We start from the raw sequence: 19,402 nt of genomic DNA, 5'->3' as shown, positions 1-19,402 counted from the left end.
GGATAGTGAGGGCTCTTTTGTTTACTAATTAATTAATTCCGTTTTCTGTAATAACCCTTTAATGAGAACAGCTCCTTGAGCACGTGTGCCTGTGCTTCCAGGTGTAACTGTCCCATTCGGATTTCCTTTCATGATACCGGCTTGAATAGCCTCTGCCACTTCATCTTTCGCCCAGCTAGAAACATGATCCAGATCAGAAATAGTTGGTGTTGATGCTTCAGACTTAAGTGGTAAGCCGAATTTCTTGGAAGCCCGAACTAATACAGCTGCCATTTGTTCACGTGTAATCAGTTCGTTTGGCGCAAATTGTTCCTGCGTTACACCTTTAAAAATGCCAGCCTCTGTAGCAGTTGTTACAACAGACGAGTACCAAGCGTCAGCGGATACATCAGTGAATGTTCTTTCATTTCTCGCTGTATGATCCTCTAATCCTAACGCTCGAACCATAAATGCAGCAAATTCGGCGCGTGTAATATTGTCATTTGGATGGAATTTCTGATCCCCCATCCCTGTTACGATCAATTTGTTCGCAAGAGCTTCAATATCTTTTTGTGCCCAGTGGTTGGATATGTCTGTGAATGTTTCTGTTCGCTCCATAATCATGATCGTGCCGTTTCTCGTCGTATGAATCTCTGCCTTCCCGTCCATAAATCTTGCTGGTACCGGATGTAGCTTTCCATTTTCTACAATCACAGCAACAGCTTTCATCGGGTTAATCTGTTGGGCTGGATTTAGCACGACCGATTGTGTAATAAACTGATTGCCAAACTTGTTACTATCCAACTTTTGATTATTCGCTGTCGCTGTTACCGAGAATTGGATTGGTTCTACTAGTACCTTCGCCCCCATTTTTTCAGCAAGGGCTGCCGCCTGTTGTGCCACTTGTACGGTTGGTTTTGTAATCGTGATATTTACTTTTACTTGTTCGGCCGCTACACCCAGCTTTTCTGCTACTTTTTCTATCTGGAGTGCTCTTGCCGGAAGTTGAATTGCTGCCTCTTTTGTTTGAATGGACAAACTTGCATTCTTTTCTGCTAGAGAAGAGAGGGCTTTCGCTGTTACCTCTACCTGAATAGCACTTGTATCTGGCAAGGATTTGGCAGACACAACTACGGACTCGCCCGATTTGATGACTCCTGCTACTTTCTCAAGGTACTCATTGGAAATGGTAAGCGTCGTCATGCTTCTTCCATCATCTGCTTTTTTGTTGCTCACCTGGACAACGTTCGGAATCCGATCTTTAATGACTCCTGCCTCCGTAATACTAATGTCAATACCCATATTCGGATTTGTAGTTGGTGTTGATGGGGTAGAATTCGAGTTGCCAGATGAACCACCATTAGAAGAGCCACCACCGCCGCCTCCTCCTCCACCGGAAGATGGCTGATTCACGGTTATGATGCAGCTAGCCGTCTTACTTCCATCTACCGTTGTTACAGTAATGGTTGTGGTTCCGGCTTTCAATGGTGTAATGACGCCATTTGCTACCGTTGCTACTGTTGGATCACTGGACGACCACAATATCGTTTTATTCGTCGCATCAGCCGGAAATACGGTGGCGGTCAATGTGCCCGTGCCTCCTCCTGCTGTTAAGTTGAGACTGGATTGATCGAGCAATACACCTGTAACACTGATCGTATCGGGGGTTGTTGTCGCCGCTTCCACCATTACCAAGCTGGTAGCCTGTTTGGTAGGGTCGGCTTGTGAAGTTGCTGTAATCGTTGTCGTTCCCACTTGTAATGGAGTGACTACACCACCTACAACTGTCGCGACATTGGGATTACTAGAGGACCACAGTATCGTTTTATTCGTTGCATCAGCTGGAAGCACCGTGGCGATTAATGTTCCGGTTGCCCCTCCTACTGTTAAGCTAAGACTCGATTGATCCAACGACACTCCTGTAACACTGATCGTATCGGATGTTGTTGTCGCCGCTTCTACCGTCACACTAATGCTGGCGGTTTTATTGGTAGAATTGGTGATGTTGCTCGGAAGGTTGGTTAATGTCCCGGAGACTGTGAATGTCTGCGATGTCTTTTGCGATGGGTCATACGAAGAACCCCCTACATCCCATATTACATCTACGTTTGCGGTGCTGTTGTCACTTAACGTCACGCCTACCTGAGCCGGTAATCCCAGTGCCGACACCGTTTTAGCACTACCGTTCGCGATTCCTGTTTTCGCGGTTGGGGTTGATACCGCTGTGATATCTTTTGTTGGTTCCGCATCGACCGTTACACTGATACTGGTCGTTTTATTGGTAGAATTGGTAATGTTGCTTGGAAGGTTGGTTAATGTCCCGGAGACTGTGAATGTCTGCGACGTCTTTTGCGATGGGTCATACGAAGAACCCCCTACATCCCATATTACATCTACGTTTGCGGTGCTGCTGTCACTTAACGTCACGCCTACCTGAGCCGGTAATCCCAGTGCCGACACCGTTTTAGCACTACCGTTCGCGATCCCGGTTCTTGCTGTTGGTGTCGATACCGCTGTGATGTCTTTCGTTGGTTCGGCGTCTACTGTCACGCTGATGCTGGCTGTTTTGTTGGCTGAATTGGTGATTGTATTTGGCAGGTTGGTCAACGTTCCCGTTACTGTAAACGTCTGCGGTGTCTTTTGTGATGGATCATACGAAGAACTGGCTACATCCCATATTACGTCTACGTTCGTTGTGCTACTATCACTTAACGTCACGCCTACCTGAGCCGGTAATCCCAGCGCCGCTACCGTTTTGGCACTGCCGTTCGCGACCCCTGTTCTTGCTGTTGGCGTCGATACCGCTGTGATGTCTTTCGTTGGCTCGGCGTCTACTGTCACGCTGATGCTGGCTGTTTTGTTGGCTGAATTGGTGATTGTATTTGGCAGGTTGGTCAACGTTCCCGTTACCGTAAACGTCTGCGACGTCTTTTGTGATGGATCATACGAAGAACTAGCTACATCCCATATTACGTCTATGTTTGTTGTGCTGCTGTCACTTAACGTCACGCCTACCTGAGCCGGTAATCCCAGCGCTGTCGCTGTTTTGTCTGTGCCGTTCGCGATTCCTGTTTTCGCAGTTGGGGTTGATACCGCTGTGATATCTTTTGTTGGTTCCGCATCAACAGTTACACTGATACTGGTCGTTTTATTAGTAGAATTGGTAATGTTACTTGGAAGGTTGGTTAATGTCCCGGAGACTGTGAATGTCTGCGATGTCTTTTGCGATGGGTCATACGAAGAACCCCCTACATCCCATATTACATCTACGTTTGCGGTGCTATTGTCACTTAATGTCACGCCTACCTGAGCCGGTAATCCCAGCGCTGACACTGTTTTGTCTGTGCCGTTCGCGATTCCTGTTTTGGCTGGCGGTGTCGATACCGCTGTGATGTTTTTCGTTGGCTCCGCATCGACCGTTACACTAATGCTGGCGGTTTTATTGGTGGAATTGGTGATATTACTTGGAAGATTGGTCAACGTCCCCGTTACAGTAAACGTCTGCGACGTCTTTTGCGATGGGTCATACGAAGAACCTGCTACATCCCATACTACGTCTACGTTCGTTGTGCTGCTGTCACTTAACGTCACGCCTACCTGAGCCGGTAATCCCAGTGCTGACACTATTTTGGCCGTTCCGTTCGCGATCCCCGTTTTCGCAGCTGGGGGTGATACCGCTGTGATATTTTTCACTGCAGGTGCATTAATCGTAAAAGAAGCAGTCGCCTGAGCAGTCTTCGGATTAGCGCTACCATTAGTCGTACCATTGTCTTGCACAGTGTATCGAAAACTTGCAGGCCCGTGATAATTTGCACTAGGCGTAAAAATTACATTCGATCCTGAGATGCTTACCGTACCACCGACCGGGCTATCAACGGAGGTTATCGTCAGCACCTGACCACTTTCATTAGCTGGTCCTGGAGAATCATTAGCAAGCAAAGTCGCAAACGGAATGGTACGAGCCCCGGAATCTGCCTCAATCGAAGACAATGAATCATTCACTGCAACCGGCGGGTCATTCACTTCCGTAACAGTAATGGCTACTTGTGCAGCATTACTGAGCCCACTTCCACTCGAATCCCATGCGGCTTGCACCTTAAAGCCAAATATACCACCTGTCGGGCTATTCGCATCTGGCGCTGGCGTAAACTTTAACCCAGCCCCTCCTTCCGCTACCGTGATGAAATTGCCATCATGAATTACGGTCGTACCATCGTTTTTATACAACGTCCCTCCCGTAATCCCGCTAATTTTAAAGTGTGTAACCGAAGAGCTATCGGCAACATCCTTAGTGATGATCAGTCCGCTTCCGCTCTGTGTGTCTTCCGCTGTCACTGTACTAGTGACAGTCGGTTGTAGAGCAGGAGGAATAAGTACAAGTTGTGGCCGCTTTGAAGCGTCTGGATAGGTCCTTCCGGCAAAGTTAAATTGTGCACCTGGCACTGTTTCCTGACCAAGTAACGCGAACGTCACTTTTTTATCTGTACTTATCTGACTATTAACAAAATTCGTTACATCAAATTCCCTCCATTGCCCCTGCGGAATATCTGTGCGCCCTATATATAAAGGCAGGTCCCCTGCATCCAATGGAAATGTAGTCCCCCATGAATCAATGCTAGAACCATACAGTGTAACAAATGGGATAAAAGGGTCCGATGGTGTTAAGTCTTGGTTCTCTGTGACAAAAAAACGGAACTTTGCCTGCCCCACAGAAGCGTTAATATCAGATAGATCGAATTGAACAGCTGATCTTTGCACACCATAATCGTTATCCGCTGAATACCCAACATAGTTTAATGGTTCATCAGGCCATTTCCCTCCAACATCCCATATTGCGTCTTGAGTCGGAGTCTTCGTTACTAGCGCAGCACTAGCCGGTCTGATGCTGACGATTTGAAAATTCAATACTACCATCAAGGTACATAGAAACATCGAAATACACTTTTTCATACTTCTCCCCCATCTCATCCATCAACTTCGTGACGGCCAAACTCCCTGGAGAGCAATAATAAAAGTAACGGCAACATACGGCTGCCTATTATTATGCGGTTGGCTTCCTCCCATCACTCCAATAGCCCCTGGATTCATCATCACACCAGACACTCCTGAATATATCTTATCTCCTGATCTGCCTCCAGAATTAGCCCATACTGCCTCCGTTGGATCTTTTACCGTCTGTTGCACAATGCAAGCAGCCGCATGACCGTGGGATGGCATCTCACTTGTAAGTAAGGTGACTGTATCCGCCCCACCCTTGCTTGCAAAGTCACGCGTCGTCAAGCCTGGTCCAGTCCCCTGATGCATCGGGACACGCCCACGCAGGTCAGGCAAAGCAAATGTTGTCTTGCCATCTCCGCCAAATTGATTGCCTAAAATCGAAAATAAAGCGGTATTTGTACTGATAGGCAACAACGTTCCATCACAAAATGCCCATCCATAAGGTGCAAATCTACCTGCAAACATACGAATTTCACCGATATAAGGATCCATAAGCTATCCTCCTTTCCTTTAATTTCGAGACGGATAAATCCCCGTTAGTGCAATGCAGAAGTTTACTACTGTATACGGCTGCATATTCGAATGTGCTTGACTCCCCCCGCTTTGGGCAAGAGCATGAGCATGCATTTGACTATTCGCTTGCGGCGCGTAATTAGTGGGTGTACTAGTACCCCATACGTTTCCAACTGGCGTATCATACAGTTTTTCTGATCCTGCGTACGCTTGATGTGTATGAGCAGGCATTTCACTAATCGTCAACGCATGAGCTTCTTCCCCGCCACTTTGACCGACAGCACTTATATTCGGCATCTGGGTCGGCACTCTTCCCTGCAAATTCGGCAGGGCGAATGTCGTCGTACCATTGCCTCCAAACGCTGTGCCGATAAGAGAATACAACGCTTGATTGCTATTGATAGACAAGAGCTGTCCATTACATAAAGCCCAACCTTGTGGCGGATAATTCATAGAAAACATACGAATTTCGCCGATAAATGGCTCTGACATGATTCACCCCCTAAAATATTTAAATATTCAGTCTTTTAATTCAGCGAAGGATACATTCCCTCTAGTGCAATAATAAAAGTGACAGCTAAAAACGGCATCATGTTATTATGAGATTGATTGCCTCCTATCGAACTAATTGCCGTATTTTTCATTGTGCTCGTCGGCTCACTTTTAGAATATTGATTAATTGAGCTAGTCGCCCAAAAGGCATTGTTCGGGCTCGTCGTCGTTCCATCAGCAGACTGGGCAAACACAGGATGTGTATGCTGAGGAAGCTGAGATTCGGTTACCGTTACGGTTTCCGTGCCACCTTTCTGTCCTAACACATACGTTGCGCTGGACAAAGAACTAGTGCCCATATGAATTGGAATTCTTCCTCGCAAGTCTGGCAAGGCAAATGTCGTCTGTCCATCTCCGCCGTATGTGATGCCAATAAGCGTAAATAACACTTCATTTCCACTTATCGGAAGTACACTTCCATCACAAAACGCCCAACCTATTGGAGGATAATTACCTGCAAACATACGAATTTCACCTATATACGGCTCACTCATCCTAGGACCTCCTTTCTTTACTACCTTGTAATTTTTGATTCGGACACCATTCCATAGCGAAGTAAGGAGGCTTTTCTTCTGTTACCTGAAATCCGAGTCTCGCATACAAATTACGCACCTGATTATTGTATAACACATGTAATCGCACACTCTTCCCTATCTCTTTTGCCTGCTGCTGAATATCGAGGATCAAGTGCGTGCCAATCCCTTTGTTTCGGTATGTGGCAAGCAAAGCCACATCGATAATCCATATCGAATCATCTGTTGTTTTTGTCATAATCTGACCAATGCGCACCTGATCAAACAGAATGATCATATGGTCAGCCCCATCATGCTGCAATGCATACGAACGCCTCTGCATATCGAATTGCATCCGAAGAAAGCTGTCTTGCTCTTCTTCGCTCCATCCAGTTACTCGTAGTTCCTCCTCTCTCGTCTCCTTGTACACTTGATAGAGGAATCCATCATCATCTGCAGTAATGTTTTGCCTAGTTATCATAATAGAGACACCACGACTACAGTACTGGTTTGAAAAATAGTCATACCTCCTCGTAGAAATCAATACATCCATTTTTTGTAAGGTATTTCCTGTATTTATTATAAGAGTCATATTGGTCATATGATAATAGGCCATTTCGAGCAAAAAAATACTCATTTCATCCAAAACATCTATGCCATAACTCCCTACTCCTGAAATCAAAATATACATGCACATAGACTCACTTCATACGATATAATACAAGCAAACGAGTAAGAAAGGTCGAATGGAATGTTTTATGAAGATATTCAGCCGCAAAAACTAAAAGATTTTCTGCTTGATCCTACGCACGATACGCTTTGCGAACTGCTGCTCTATAATACAGGTGAGACAGATTTCCTTGATTTTAAGGCGAAGTGGATTGATCTAACGAAGCTGGCCAAGCATATTCTTGCCATTGCCAACTCTGGTGGCGGCTCGATTATTGTCGGTGTCGGTCAACAGTCGGATGGAAGTTCATCGCTTGATGGCCTGTCCAGTCAGGATTTTCTCGACAAGGCCGACGTTGATAATAAACTCGGCAATTATCTGCCAAGCTGGGTCAAATACCGCACGGAAGATTTCATTTTTGATAAGCAGGCACTCGCTCCATTTACGGATAAAAAGTTCCAGGTGCTCATTATTGAATACGATCCGAAATACGTGCCGTATACATCGATCATCAGCCGGGGTGAGCTGCGATATGGAGCGATCTACATCCGGCAGGGTACGAAATCAATCGAAGCGTCAAACGAGAAACTGCTTGAGATCATTTTACGCAAGGTTAATGCAGGCGATGCGTATTCTACGGACCTAACGCTTATTGAGCATCTAACTCAGTTAAAATATCTATATGCAGAACGCAATCGGCAGGCAGATGACGACTACGAACGATTTATTGAACGGGTCATCGAACGGAAGCAACGGCGTATCGAGCAGGTGCTTGATGTGTACGGCATGACAGACGAATAATCATACAGCAAAAAGGTTGGAGCATATTGCCCCCAACCTTTTGAAGCATATGCGCCGATACACATCCGAGTTTCGTCCACATATTGATCACTCATCCTAATCTTTCTTCTTATTTCTTTCTGCTTTTTCACTCGACAACCACTCCATCGCAAGGTACGGAAATTTTTCACTCGTTATACAAAATCCAAGTCTTGCATACAAATCCTGTGCCGGATTATTATATAGCACGTGTAGGCGTACGACCTTCCCCAGCTCCTCTCCTCGCTCTTGAAGATCTCGAATCAAGCGTGTACCAATTCCCTTGTTTCGATATTGCGCAAGCAAAGATAAATCAATAAGCCAGATGGAATGATCTGTGATTTTGGTCATAATCTGACCGATAGGCACCTTATCAAGCTGTATAATCTCATGATCGGCTGCTAGATGTTGTAGCGCATACGAACTCCTCTGCATATCGAACTGCATACGAAGAAAGGCTTCTCGCTCTTCCTCGTCCCAATCCATTCCTACTAGCCCCTCCTCTCTCGTTTCCTTATATACTTGATAGAGAAATGAAACATCATCTGCCGTAACATTTTGTCTAGTAATCAAGCTAGTTTTCCTCCTTCAGGCTATATCTCTCGACTTTCTTGAAATCACGCTATCATAAGCTGAACACCTCCATATTACCAAATGCTTCTAAACATATTCTGAACATATTTTTGTGATTAGAAAAATAATGACACACAGCAAAAAAGATTGAAGCATATTGCTCCAACCTTTTTTTGATCACCGGCCTCGGTATTCGGTTGCCAGTGCGGTTAATTTCTCTTTCAGCTCTTGTTGCATATGCGTGATTTCCTGCTCCGCTGCCTGCCGCTTCTCTCGTCCTTCTCGCTGAATCTGCAATGTCTGTTCCAATGTGTCAACAAGATTTGACTGTGTTTTCTTCAAAGTCTCAATCTCAATTACCCCGCGCTCGTTCTCTTTGGCGATGTTAATCGAGTTCATCTTTAATAGCTCTGAATTACGCAGAAGCAGTTCATTCGTCGTATCAGTTACCTGCTTCTGTACGTCAAGCGCATGTTTCTGACGTTGGAGACTCACTGCAATCACAAGCTGATTTTTCCACAATGGAACCGTTGTTAAAATGGACGATTGAATTTTTTCGACCAGCACCTGGTTGTTGTTCTGTACAAGCCGGATTTGCGGGGCAGACTGGATCGTGACTGTGCGTGTCAAAATCAGGTCATGCACTTTTTTCTCCAGCCGATCGATAAGCTGGCCCATATCGTTTAACTCCTGCACATCAGCCGGATCAACAGATGCTTCTGCTTTCTGCTTCAACGCAGGCAACACTTCTGTCGCAAGCTCGGTCAGCTTCATTTTTCCGGCTACGATGTACAAATCAATCTCCCGGACGAATTCTCGATTTTTCTCGTACAGCGTATCGAGCAACTTAATGTCTCGTAAAAGCTGTTGACTCGCCGTCCCAAGCTGCTGTGTAATCGTTGCGACCTGACCGCCCAGCTTCTCATACTGCGCCAGCATCTTCTTGCCGGAATTCATCATGGAACCAAACACAGGCACCTTCGATAACAGTCCACTTTTGCGACCCGAAAGCGTCGTCGTATCCACTTCTTTCACTTTAAGCATTAATTCCGTGAGTGCCTGACCGACTTCACCGCCATCTTTGGCACGCACATGATCAAGAATCGTATCCGAAAACTGTGAGATCTCGTTTTGCAAAGCTGCACCGTACTGTAGCACCGCTGCACTATCATTCACCTGAATGGATTGGGCCAGATCCTCTGCTCTCCGACGCTCGTCTTCTGTCAGATGGGATAAGCTCCCCGGTTCCAGCTTTTCTGCTTCTGTAAGTGCGTGTTGTGTAAAGTCCATGGAATCCCCTCCTTCATAACGCCTGTGTAACGATCAGCTTAACACATATCCATTTCTTACTTTTATCGCTATTTTTACTGGCTTTTATTCATCGTCTCCAAAGTCAAAGCCACCGTCAAATAAATCCCCACCAAAATCTTCTGCCGCAGACTCTATTTCCTGCCCAATATCGCCAATTTCCCCGAGCGCATCTTCCATGAAATCCCCCATGATTTCGGAGAGAATCATGCCACCAAGCATCCCAACAGCCAGGCCGCCCAGTGCTCCGGCAAATCCTCCGTAACGGTTGGCGCCGTAGCTTTGATAATCATGGTGGTGTCCTCGGCCAAAGTAATCACGCACATGCATATACATTTGCGGATTTTCTATCATCCCATCAATCATGCCGCGCAGATGCTCGGCAAGTTCCTGCACATGATCTGCTGTCTCTGCTGGAATGTATACGTCACGGCGCAACTCCGTTTCGCGTCCGAAAGAATATAGATCAACTTCTAGCAGAAGACGGATGCCATCCGGCTCCATTGCTGCAACGAATTCTACTTCCTCGATCTGACCGCGCCACATCGTAGTTGGGGCAAATTCGAATTGCTGCGTGTAGCCATCAAATTTACGCGAGTTCGGCTTTTCCATTAGGCCAAGTAAGCGAAGCGCTTCGACTGTGTTAGCCAAATAATGCGGCATAAGCACATGAAGATAATCTCGGTCGCCACTGTCCACTCCACCCGCAATATCAAGATGTGTCGTGAAGTAGTACGCCACAGATGGTGCACTTACGAGCAAGTCTGGCGACAATGCAAACGAGAACGGTAGCACTTTGCGCTCGGATGCGCCGATAACAAACGCACCTGACATCGGAATGGTCGCTATACGGTGTACGTATTCTTTCTGTTTCGTCCGAATACTCAGCATGAAATCAACATCCAGCCGGTTAATCTTTTGCTCAACCGATCCACCTTCAATCATCAAATCACCCGTTACAGTCTGTCCCATCTCACAGCCGTCTTTATGCAAAACGAGATTCACTTTTGCAGAACCAATTCCGATCTTGGCCATAAACTTTTTAAACATAAAAGATTATATCCCCCTCGATCATAGTTTTCTCATTAATTTTTTATACGGGGTACTTGTCGCACAAGTTTCATTCTTCTCGAAAAATCTCATAGAACTTTTGAATGATTCCGTGCCAAACTGGTAGGAAGATGAAATGAATCCACGTATAATCAAGTTATATACATAAAGGAAAGCAGGGAGAAAGAATGAAAAAATGGTTGTCAGTGCTTACGGCACTAATTGTACTGCTTATGGGGATGATCCTGCCTGCATCAGCTTCTATTGCACCACAAGCACCCGATACATCCGCTTTTAAGCTGGGCGATGATATTTTACTAGAGAAGTATTCTCATCTCATTGACGGCAAGCGCATCGGATTAATTACGAACCAGACAGGCGTTAACAGTAATGGGGTCAGCATGGTAGATGTGCTAGCTTCCTATCCTGGCGCTTCACTTACTGCGCTGTATAGTCCAGAACACGGACTGGATGGCAAAGCAAAAGCCGGAGCGTATGTAACATCCTACACACATCCGACCCTTAAAATTCCGGTATACAGTTTGTATGGAACGACTCGCATGCCGACACCGGCTATGCTTAAAAATGTAGATGTGCTTGTATTCGATATGCAGGATATCGGTGCTCGTTCGTATACATTCATGTCGACGATGAACTATTGTATGGTGGCTGCACAAAAAGCTGGTATACCGATTGTCATTTTAGACCGCCCGAACCCGCTCGGCGGCACAATTGTGGATGGTCCAGTGCTAGAAGATAAATTCAAGACATTCGTTGGGGTGGACAATCTCCCAATGTCACACGGCATGACCGCGGGAGAACTCGCCTACTTCTTTAACCGAAAGATTAAAGCGAATCTTTCTGTCGTACCGATGGAAGGCTATACGCGCAATATGATCTTCCAGGATACAGGGCTGAAATGGGTACAAAGCTCGCCGCTTATGCCAAATATGCAGTCTGTATTCGGCTATAATGCAACTGGTCTTGGTGAAGGAACAGGTATATTCCAGGACGGTCCGTTCTCCTGGATTGGCGGCAAAGGCATTGATTCGAAAAAGTACGCGGCATTGCTGAACGGTGCAAAACTGCCAGGTGTAACGTTCGTTGCTGAAAAGCGCGGTAGCTCAGGCGGTGTGCAGCTAAAAATCACGAACTACCGCACATTCAACCCGGCACGCACTGGTATTTATGCGCTTGCGTATGCACATAAGCTTAACAACTTCAAAGTACCACGCAGCGGCAAGGAAATTGTGATGTTTGATAAGATTATGGGTACAGATAAGATTGGTCAGTACCTGTTGCAAGGACTGACACCGCAGCAGATCGAAGCAAAATATGCGTCGGGGCTGAAGAAGTTTAAAGAAGAGCGCAAAAATTATTTGCTGTATCAATAAGGTAGGGGAAGAGAGCGGTCCTAACAGGGCTGCTCTTTTTTGTGGAATCGAGTAACTTTGGTGGTGGGAGTCGAGAAGAGAGAAGCCGTTCGCTTTGGTACGCTTGCAGAGAAGAATAGACTGTCCGCTCCAGGAGCCCAGCGAACTCGCCCGCAAAAGAGGACCCCCGATGTTCTTTCACTGAAGGGTTGCGGGCAAAGGCCCGTTCGCTGTTCTCCTTCCGCTGGGTAACACGTACAGGCGCTCTCTTACTTCTCTCTTCTCTCCTCCCAACAAAGTTGAGATTCAAAAAAAAGACAAAGTCCAGAGTGTACGGCAAAGCCGTACTAAGATCTGTGCTTGCTGAGTGATGGATAACTGGCCCAACTGGCGGCAGGAGCGGAGAAGGGAGGCATCACGGAACGCCTGTACGCGCGTTGCCCAGCGGAAGGGATCTGGTGCACGGGCTTTTGCCCATAACCCTTCTGTGAACCTTCATCCTGTCCTTTTATGGGCGAGTGCACCGGAGCCCTGGAGCGACCAGATTTACTCCCCTGCCAAGCGTACCGAAGTGACAGATGCCTCCCTTCTCCGCTCCTCCACTACACGTTGAGCAGATCCAATCCTCAAAAACCTTGCAGATGAAAAAGGAGCGGTCTCAATCGTCACGTACGACTTTTGAAACCACTCCTTTATTTGTAGCACTTAGAGCGAAAGATACTCTGGTAGACGCTCATTCGTCAGACGATTGCCGATGATGAACGATCCGAACTCACCGAAGCGTGCGCTCACTTCATCAAAGCGCATTTCATATACGAGCTTCTTGAACGTGATCGGGTCATCCGAGAACAGCGTCACGCCCCACTCCCAATCATCAAAGCCAACGGAGCCGGTAATAATCTGGGTCACGCGACCTGCGTATGAGCGACCAATCATGCCATGGCTGCGCATCATGCCGCGACGCTCTTCCATGCTGAGCATGTACCAGTTATCGTTACCTTCACGCTTCTTGTTCATCGGATAGAAGCATACATGTTTTGTTTTTGGCAGGGCCGGGTACAGACGCGCCTGGATGGCCGGGTCCTGCATCGGGTCCGCTTCCTTAGACATATAGCTGCTCAGCTCAACAACTGAGACATACGAATAATCGCGAACTGTATACGAGGCAAATGCTGTTTTATTGAATTCATTCTCAACTTCTTCAATGTCTTCGAGCGTTGGGCGCAGGTGCATGAACGCGATGTCTGCCTTATGACCGACTACGGTAAATGCCGTGCTGCTTCCCTGCTTAGATTCTTCAATATCGGCCCAGTTGTTCATAAACGCCATCAGTTCTTCAATCGCTTCCTGACGTTCTGCTTCTGTAGCCGCTCCCCATGATGTCCAATCAATCGTCCGGAAATCGTGCAGGGCAAACCAGCCTTCTAGTGTATGTACTGCTTCACTCATGTTTGTCACTCCTTATATGGGTGCTTACTAGCTTGTCTAACCATTTCCCATTATAGCAAAACAAAGCGACGAACGCATATGTTCAACTGCTTTGCTTTTCTTTATACCAGTGCAGAGCCCGAAGCCCAACGATGCAGGCAATCAACCAGATTCCTCCAATCGTGAACCCGGCAATCACATCCGTTGCGTAATGCACCCCAAGATACACGCGGCTAATGCCGATGCTGATGCCAAGCAGAACAAGCAGGGCAGGAATACTATATCGCCAGATCGGATACTCATACAAATAGTACCAGACCAGGTAGGCAAGCATGCCATAAAAAATAAACGACACCATCGCATGCCCGCTCGGAAAACTATACCCTCCTGCCTCTACCAGATGCTCCACATCCGGGCGACTGCGGCGGAATATCTGCTTCAAAACATAGTTGAGTGCTCCACCTCCACCAAGGGCAAACGTTAACATGAGCGCTTCTTCCCGTTTCCGCCAGATCAAGAGCACGAGCACGAGCAGCACATAAATCGGAATCAGTCGAAACGCTGACCCCATGTTCGTCAAAAAAATGACATCGGCAGTGATTGCCTCACTATGCATCTGGTGCAGCCAACCATATATCATCTGATCAAATTGCACCGTTTCCTTTTCCAATACTTCATCTACAATCGCAGTTGAAATAAACAACAACAGCACGGCCAAAGCGGCCCCAACCGTGAGCACCACACTCAGGCTACCGCCTGGCGACAGCTTGTTTGCCATTCGACTAAGCGTCTGTTTCATTCCCTCTCCCTCCCTAATTCCAGCTATTTCTTCTCTGTCTGTGCCATTCGCGTGACAATCTCTCCAAACAGCTTCGTTGCTTCATTCACGCCTTTCGTTGGCTGGTCTGCCGCCAATACAGCGATGGCATACTTAGGATTCTCACGCGGTACGTACCCGACAAACCACTGATTATTGCGTGCTACCCCATTTACCCTGATCTGGGCCGTTCCGCTTTTTCCTGCCGCTTTCCACGGCAGGTTCCCTAGCATTTTCGCTGTCCCGTGATCCACTACCCCTTCCATTAGGCCACGCAACTTACTAGCTGTCTCCGGCGAGATTGTACCACCGTCAAGCGGACGATCTTCAAAGCAATAGAAAGTCGTGCCGTTCTGATAATTGATCGACTGGACGACTTTTACCTTTTGCTTTTGCCCGCCACCCGCGATAATAGCCGCCATGTTCGCAGCCTGTAACGGCGTCATCTGTACATCCCGCTGTCCGATTCCCGTCTGGATCAAAATACCTTCATCTCCAACTGGATGATCCTGCGCGAATACACGTCCTTTGTCTTCCCCATCAAATTGCCGGAACAATCCAAGCTTATAGAACGGCATTTTCTGCCAGCCGATTTCCTGATCCAGCCCAAGCTTACGGGCATAAAGTTGAAGCTTTTCTGGCCCGACTTTTTTTGCTACTTCCGCGAACGTAATGTTGCATGAATCCGCAAACGCCTCTGCAAATGTCAGCTCGCCGTGACCGCCTTCCTTCCAGCAAGCAAATCCGTACTTACCATATTGACCCTTACATACAAAATGATCATCGAGCTTAACCAGCCCTTCTTCGAGTGCAGCAGCCGCTACCACAATTTTAAAAATCGAACCGGGGGTCGTCTGCTTGATCGCAAGGTTCTGCCAGTCATTCGTACCTGGATTCGGACGAGACGGATCAAAGCTCGGCTTCGAGGCAACTGCAAGCACTTCCCGTGTTCCAACATCAAGTATGACGGCTGTACCTTTTCGAAGCGGAGACGCTTGTAGTGCCTCTTCTGTTTTTTTCTGTATGGTGCTATCAAGCGTGGTCATAATCGACAGTGGATAAAAGGAGTTTTGCGCTTCATTCATCCGAACATCAAGACCATTCAATGGATTGCCGCGCCCGTCTACATAATACGAAACCGACTTCTCCCCGACACCGGCAAGAAAAGGTTGAAAGGTGCGCTCTAGTCCTGCAACTCCGATCTTGCTGTTCGGATGAAGTGCACCGCTCTGTACATCATCCATGTATTTCTCCGCAATGAGCTTCGCGTTCTGTCCAATGTAGCCAATCATCTGGGGAGCGAGTCCATCTTTTGAATAGCGAGTTGTCACAGGAAGCGGCAATACACCCACAATGCCGAGTGCCTGTATGTCACGCGCTTGATCAGGCCGGAGTGCCACCACATTCCCTGGCCCATTCTCCCAGAACCCTGCGTGCTTTCGATCTTTGATCAGTCGGAATGCTTCCTCTGCTGTCATACTGAGAATATGTGCGAGCTTGCCAACTTTCCCACTTTCCTCAAGATCATACCGGACGAGCGGAAATATCGCCAGCCCTACTTTTTCTTCTCCGGTCAGCGGTGCCCCCTGTCGGTCATAGATCATGCCACGCCCACTGTTGAGCACCAGCTTCTCCCGGCGCTGGGCTACCGCTCGCTCGACGAGATCAACATGATGAGGGGAGAACATCCGCGTTGCCACAACCTGAATCCACGCCAGACGACTGACAATTCCTGTGTAGAGAAGCGTAAATAAAATCAACACAACAAAGATCCGCCGCTTCTTCCGCGAAATCGACATACAAAAACCCCCTTCTATTTCGACTCAGACTGTTATCATCAGTCTTGCCGAAACAAAAGGAGGCTTAAACCGTATTACTTTTTCTCTTTTCTCATCATATCGTGCTGTGCCACAGGACGGTCTACGTGCATCTTCACAACTTGCATCGCATGAGGAGCGGACTCAATAACCTCATCCTTGTCGTCCCACATCTCGCTAACAGTTTGCGTGAAACGGTCCATTTTCGGACCGAAAAATTCGATCGTATCACCAACACTGAATTTGTTGCGCTGCTGGATCGTTGCGATGCCTGTTTCTGCATTGTAATCCAGAACAAGACCTGCAAAGTCATACTGCGGGATGTCTTCGTTCTCTCCGAACAGCTGCTCGGTTTCTGTCGGTGTGCCATAGAAGAAGCCTGTTGTCATTGAACGGTGTGACGCTTTCCAGATTTCTTCCATCCACTCCGCATTCAGCTTGTAATGATCCGGGTCTGCACAATACGCATCCACGGCACGGCGATACTGGTTCGCAACGGTCGCCACATAATGAATGCTCTTCATACGACCTTCAATCTTGAAGCTGTCCACGCCAGCATCAATCATATCCGGCAAGTATTCAAGCATGCACATGTCTTTGGAGCTCATCGTAAACATCGGATCTTCCTCACCGAACATCGGCAGGGCTTTCTTGCCGATCTGTCCGAGTGCGGCTTCGTCTTTCGGCAGCGGTTCAAACATGTCATACTGCCAGCGACAAGACTGCGAACAGCCACCACGGTTCGAGTCACGCGCAGTGAAATGATTCGACAGCACACAGCGTCCGGAATACGAAATGCACATCGCACCATGAATAAACGCTTCGATTTCAATATCAACATGCTTTTTGATCTCACGGATTTCTTGTACGGACACTTCACGGGCCAATACGACACGGCTTATGCCTTCTTCTTTCCAGAATTGCACGGTCTGCCAGTTCGTTGTCGATGCCTGTGTACTCAAATGCAGTTCAAGATCCGGTGCTGCCTGTTTCGTACGTTGAATAAGCGCTGGATCGGCGACGATAATCGCATCAATGCCTGCACGTTGCAGGTTGCGCATGAAATCGTCCACTTGATGCAAGTCTTCATTGTGCGCGATGATGTTTGTTGCAACGAATACTTTTGCATTATGGGCGTGGGCAAACTCGGTTGCTTCCTTCATTTCATCGAAGGAGAAGTTATCCGCGTTTGCACGCAGACCCAGGCTTTGTCCACCGATGTACACCGCATCCGCGCCGTAGCGCACGGCGTATTTCAACTTCTCCAAGTTACCGGCTGGTGCCAACACTTCTGGCTTTTGCAGAATCGGCCCACGCGGTGTAATGATTTTACTTGTCATACTATTTGATTCCGTCATTCGGATCACCTCGATTAATAAACTTGCTCTTTAAAGAAGAACCCTGTCGTCAGTTCACGTTCATCCGGCTGGATGGCCTCAATCTCTTTCATCCATTCAGATAGTTTATCCCGGAATGCATCGGGATCTTCCATATACGTATCAATCGCAGCACGGTAGATTGCCACGACTTTGGCATTGTATGCCGCATCTTTCATAATGCCTTCAATCTTGAAGCTGTCAATCTCCGCATCCATCAGTTCGTCAAGATACTCCAGAATACAGATATCATCTGCACTCATAATATGGGTGCCGTTCCGATCTTCATAGATCGGATATTGAAGTTCATCCCGCTTCTCTTCCGTAATGAACAATCTGCGATCTAAGCCCGGACGCTCCAGTTCCTCACCTTTGTTCTTCTCGTAGTTCGTTACAAGATCACGACGAGAATGGAAAATACATGTCGGACCATGCACTTGCACTTGAATTTCCACTTCGGCATTTTCTTTCGTCTCGATGATCGCATCCATGTTCAGCTCGCGTGCCACAAATGCACGAGTCGCACCCTTGCTGCCCCAATAGTTCATCGTTTCATAGTTCGTTGTCAGCACTTCTGCGTTCCAGTGCAACGGCGCTTGCAAACCGACCTGACGCGCTGTAATCACTACAGCTGGATCGCCAAATACGACGGCATCGATCCCAATCTCATCAAGTGCCTTCAAGTAGTCCGGTAGCTCTTCCAGATCGGCATTATGCAGCACGGCATTCACCGATACATAAATTTTTACGCTGCGCGCATGTGCCAGCTCGACTGCCGCTCGAATCTCATCGAGTGAGAAGTTGCCTGCCACACGCAGACCGAAGCGCTCGTTCCCGATGCTTACCGCATCTGCACCTGCGTCCATCACCTGCACCAGCTCATCAAGGTTTGCAGCTGTACAGAGTAACTCTGGTTTTTTCACGATAAGTCCCCCCGTTTTATACATAACGCAAGCCCGTCTCCAATCGGCACGAAAGTCGTCTCCAATGCGGGGTGGGCTGCAAGAAATTCATTAAAGCTACGCAGCTTCGTAATCATGCCACGCTTGTTTTTCGGCACATTCTCATCGGGCTCTGCCACAATACCGCGAAACAGCACATTGTCGCAGATCAGAAGACCGCCCTTTTTCAAATGCGGGACGTACAGGTCGAAATACTTCCGATACTGCCCCTTGGCCGCGTCGAGAAAGATGCAGTCAAATTCCTGGGCATCTGCCAGACCATCCTGTGCATCCTGATGCAGTACCGTAATCCGATCGCTTACTCCGGCTTCTGCAAAATTGCGCTGCGCCCGCTGCACCATCTCTTCAGAAATCTCAATCGATGTGATGTGCGCTTCATCCGCTGCGCGCGCAAGCCAGATCGTCGAATAGCCAATCGCCATCCCGACTTCCAAAATGTTCTTTGGTTGATGCATCGTCAACAGGAAGCGAAGCATCTGTACAGCTGGAAGCTGAATAATCGGGATATGTTCCTCTATCGCTTCCTGCTCCATACGCGACAGCAGTTCATCACGCACGGGAACGAGGTGTTCGATATACTGCGTGACTGCGTCTGTGGTAATCATACGAATACCATCCTTCCTTCAAAACTTCTTTATAATAACATAATGATAGT

At 47.5% G+C, this 19,402-nt stretch carries 16 protein-coding genes; 2 read left to right on the top strand and 14 right to left on the bottom strand.

All coding sequences use genetic code 11. From position 1 onward, the window contains the following. Positions 1 to 24: 24 nt before the first annotated feature. Genes CB4_RS06200 through CB4_RS06180 form a run of 5 tightly spaced genes read right to left on the bottom strand, consistent with a single transcriptional unit; the run spans position 25 to position 7,035 of the window. The gene (locus tag CB4_RS06200) at positions 25 to 4,929 is read right to left on the bottom strand and encodes an S-layer homology domain-containing protein (protein ID WP_172890819.1); all 4,905 of its coding nucleotides are present in this window, start codon (positions 4,927 to 4,929) and stop codon (positions 25 to 27) included. Positions 4,930 to 4,950: 21 nt separating this feature from the next. Beyond that, entirely contained in the window at positions 4,951 to 5,469 is a 519-nt protein-coding gene (locus tag CB4_RS06195; RefSeq protein WP_096464125.1) for a phage tail protein, read from the bottom strand. Between the two features lie 18 nt (positions 5,470 to 5,487). Further along, on the bottom strand, positions 5,488 to 5,982 hold the full coding sequence (locus CB4_RS06190; RefSeq protein WP_096464123.1) for a phage tail protein: 495 nt from the start codon (positions 5,980 to 5,982) through the stop codon (positions 5,488 to 5,490). 35 nt (positions 5,983 to 6,017) lie between these two features. Next, positions 6,018 to 6,536 carry a phage tail protein gene (locus CB4_RS06185; protein WP_096464121.1) on the bottom strand — a complete coding sequence of 173 codons (519 nt, stop codon included), beginning with the start codon at positions 6,534 to 6,536 and terminating at the stop codon, positions 6,018 to 6,020. Between the two features lies 1 nt (position 6,537). Further along, a complete protein-coding gene (locus tag CB4_RS06180) occupies positions 6,538 to 7,035 on the bottom strand; it encodes a GNAT family N-acetyltransferase (protein WP_157737817.1) in 498 nt (165 codons plus the stop codon). Between the two features lie 270 nt (positions 7,036 to 7,305). Between CB4_RS06180 and CB4_RS06175 the strand changes: the two genes are divergently transcribed. Beyond that, the gene (locus CB4_RS06175) at positions 7,306 to 8,025 is read left to right on the top strand and encodes an RNA-binding domain-containing protein (protein ID WP_096464117.1); all 720 of its coding nucleotides are present in this window, start codon (positions 7,306 to 7,308) and stop codon (positions 8,023 to 8,025) included. Between the two features lie 96 nt (positions 8,026 to 8,121). On the opposite strand, the gene CB4_RS06170 is transcribed toward CB4_RS06175, so the two are convergent. From CB4_RS06170 to CB4_RS06160, 3 genes are all read right to left on the bottom strand, one after another. Further along, positions 8,122 to 8,616, bottom strand: coding sequence for a GNAT family N-acetyltransferase (locus CB4_RS06170; RefSeq protein ID WP_096464115.1), 495 nt, complete (start codon positions 8,614 to 8,616; stop codon positions 8,122 to 8,124). Between the two features lie 177 nt (positions 8,617 to 8,793). Further along, entirely contained in the window at positions 8,794 to 9,906 is a 1,113-nt protein-coding gene (locus tag CB4_RS06165; RefSeq protein ID WP_096464113.1) for a toxic anion resistance protein, read from the bottom strand. 84 nt (positions 9,907 to 9,990) lie between these two features. After that, positions 9,991 to 10,974, bottom strand: a complete 984-nt coding sequence (locus CB4_RS06160; RefSeq protein ID WP_096464111.1) for a sporulation protein — start codon at positions 10,972 to 10,974, stop codon at positions 9,991 to 9,993. A 188-nt stretch (positions 10,975 to 11,162) separates the two neighbouring features. Between CB4_RS06160 and CB4_RS06155 the strand changes: the two genes are divergently transcribed. Continuing rightward, complete coding sequence (locus CB4_RS06155; RefSeq protein ID WP_096464109.1) at positions 11,163 to 12,368, top strand: DUF1343 domain-containing protein; 1,206 nt, start codon at positions 11,163 to 11,165, stop codon at positions 12,366 to 12,368. Between the two features lie 684 nt (positions 12,369 to 13,052). Here CB4_RS06155 and hemQ read toward each other — a convergent pair. The 6 genes from hemQ to CB4_RS06125 form a co-directional block, all read right to left on the bottom strand. Next, positions 13,053 to 13,796: a hydrogen peroxide-dependent heme synthase gene (gene hemQ / locus CB4_RS06150; RefSeq protein WP_096464107.1), complete on the bottom strand. Its 744-nt coding sequence runs from the start codon at positions 13,794 to 13,796 to the stop codon at positions 13,053 to 13,055. A gap of 82 nt (positions 13,797 to 13,878) precedes the next feature. After that, positions 13,879 to 14,574 (bottom strand): phosphatase PAP2 family protein, encoded by a 696-nt coding sequence (locus tag CB4_RS06145; RefSeq protein WP_096464105.1) that lies wholly within the window; start codon positions 14,572 to 14,574, stop codon positions 13,879 to 13,881. 23 nt (positions 14,575 to 14,597) lie between these two features. Continuing rightward, positions 14,598 to 16,391 (bottom strand): peptidoglycan D,D-transpeptidase FtsI family protein, encoded by a 1,794-nt coding sequence (locus CB4_RS06140; RefSeq protein WP_096464103.1) that lies wholly within the window; start codon positions 16,389 to 16,391, stop codon positions 14,598 to 14,600. Between the two features lie 74 nt (positions 16,392 to 16,465). Then, positions 16,466 to 17,767 (bottom strand): peptidase U32 family protein, encoded by a 1,302-nt coding sequence (locus tag CB4_RS06135; RefSeq protein ID WP_231956162.1) that lies wholly within the window; start codon positions 17,765 to 17,767, stop codon positions 16,466 to 16,468. A gap of 14 nt (positions 17,768 to 17,781) precedes the next feature. Beyond that, positions 17,782 to 18,708 (bottom strand): peptidase U32 family protein, encoded by a 927-nt coding sequence (locus tag CB4_RS06130; protein WP_172890817.1) that lies wholly within the window; start codon positions 18,706 to 18,708, stop codon positions 17,782 to 17,784. Then, positions 18,705 to 19,352, bottom strand: a complete 648-nt coding sequence (locus CB4_RS06125; protein WP_096464101.1) for an O-methyltransferase — start codon at positions 19,350 to 19,352, stop codon at positions 18,705 to 18,707. The genes CB4_RS06130 and CB4_RS06125 overlap by 4 nt, the downstream gene beginning before the upstream one ends. Positions 19,353 to 19,402: the final 50 nt, after the last annotated feature.

The sequence above is a fragment of the Aneurinibacillus soli genome (assembly GCF_002355375.1).
Taxonomy (GTDB): Bacteria; Bacillota; Bacilli; order Aneurinibacillales; family Aneurinibacillaceae; genus Aneurinibacillus; species Aneurinibacillus soli.
The sequence above is the reverse complement of the archived record's forward strand: the minus strand, read 5'-3'. Positions and strand labels throughout refer to the sequence as shown.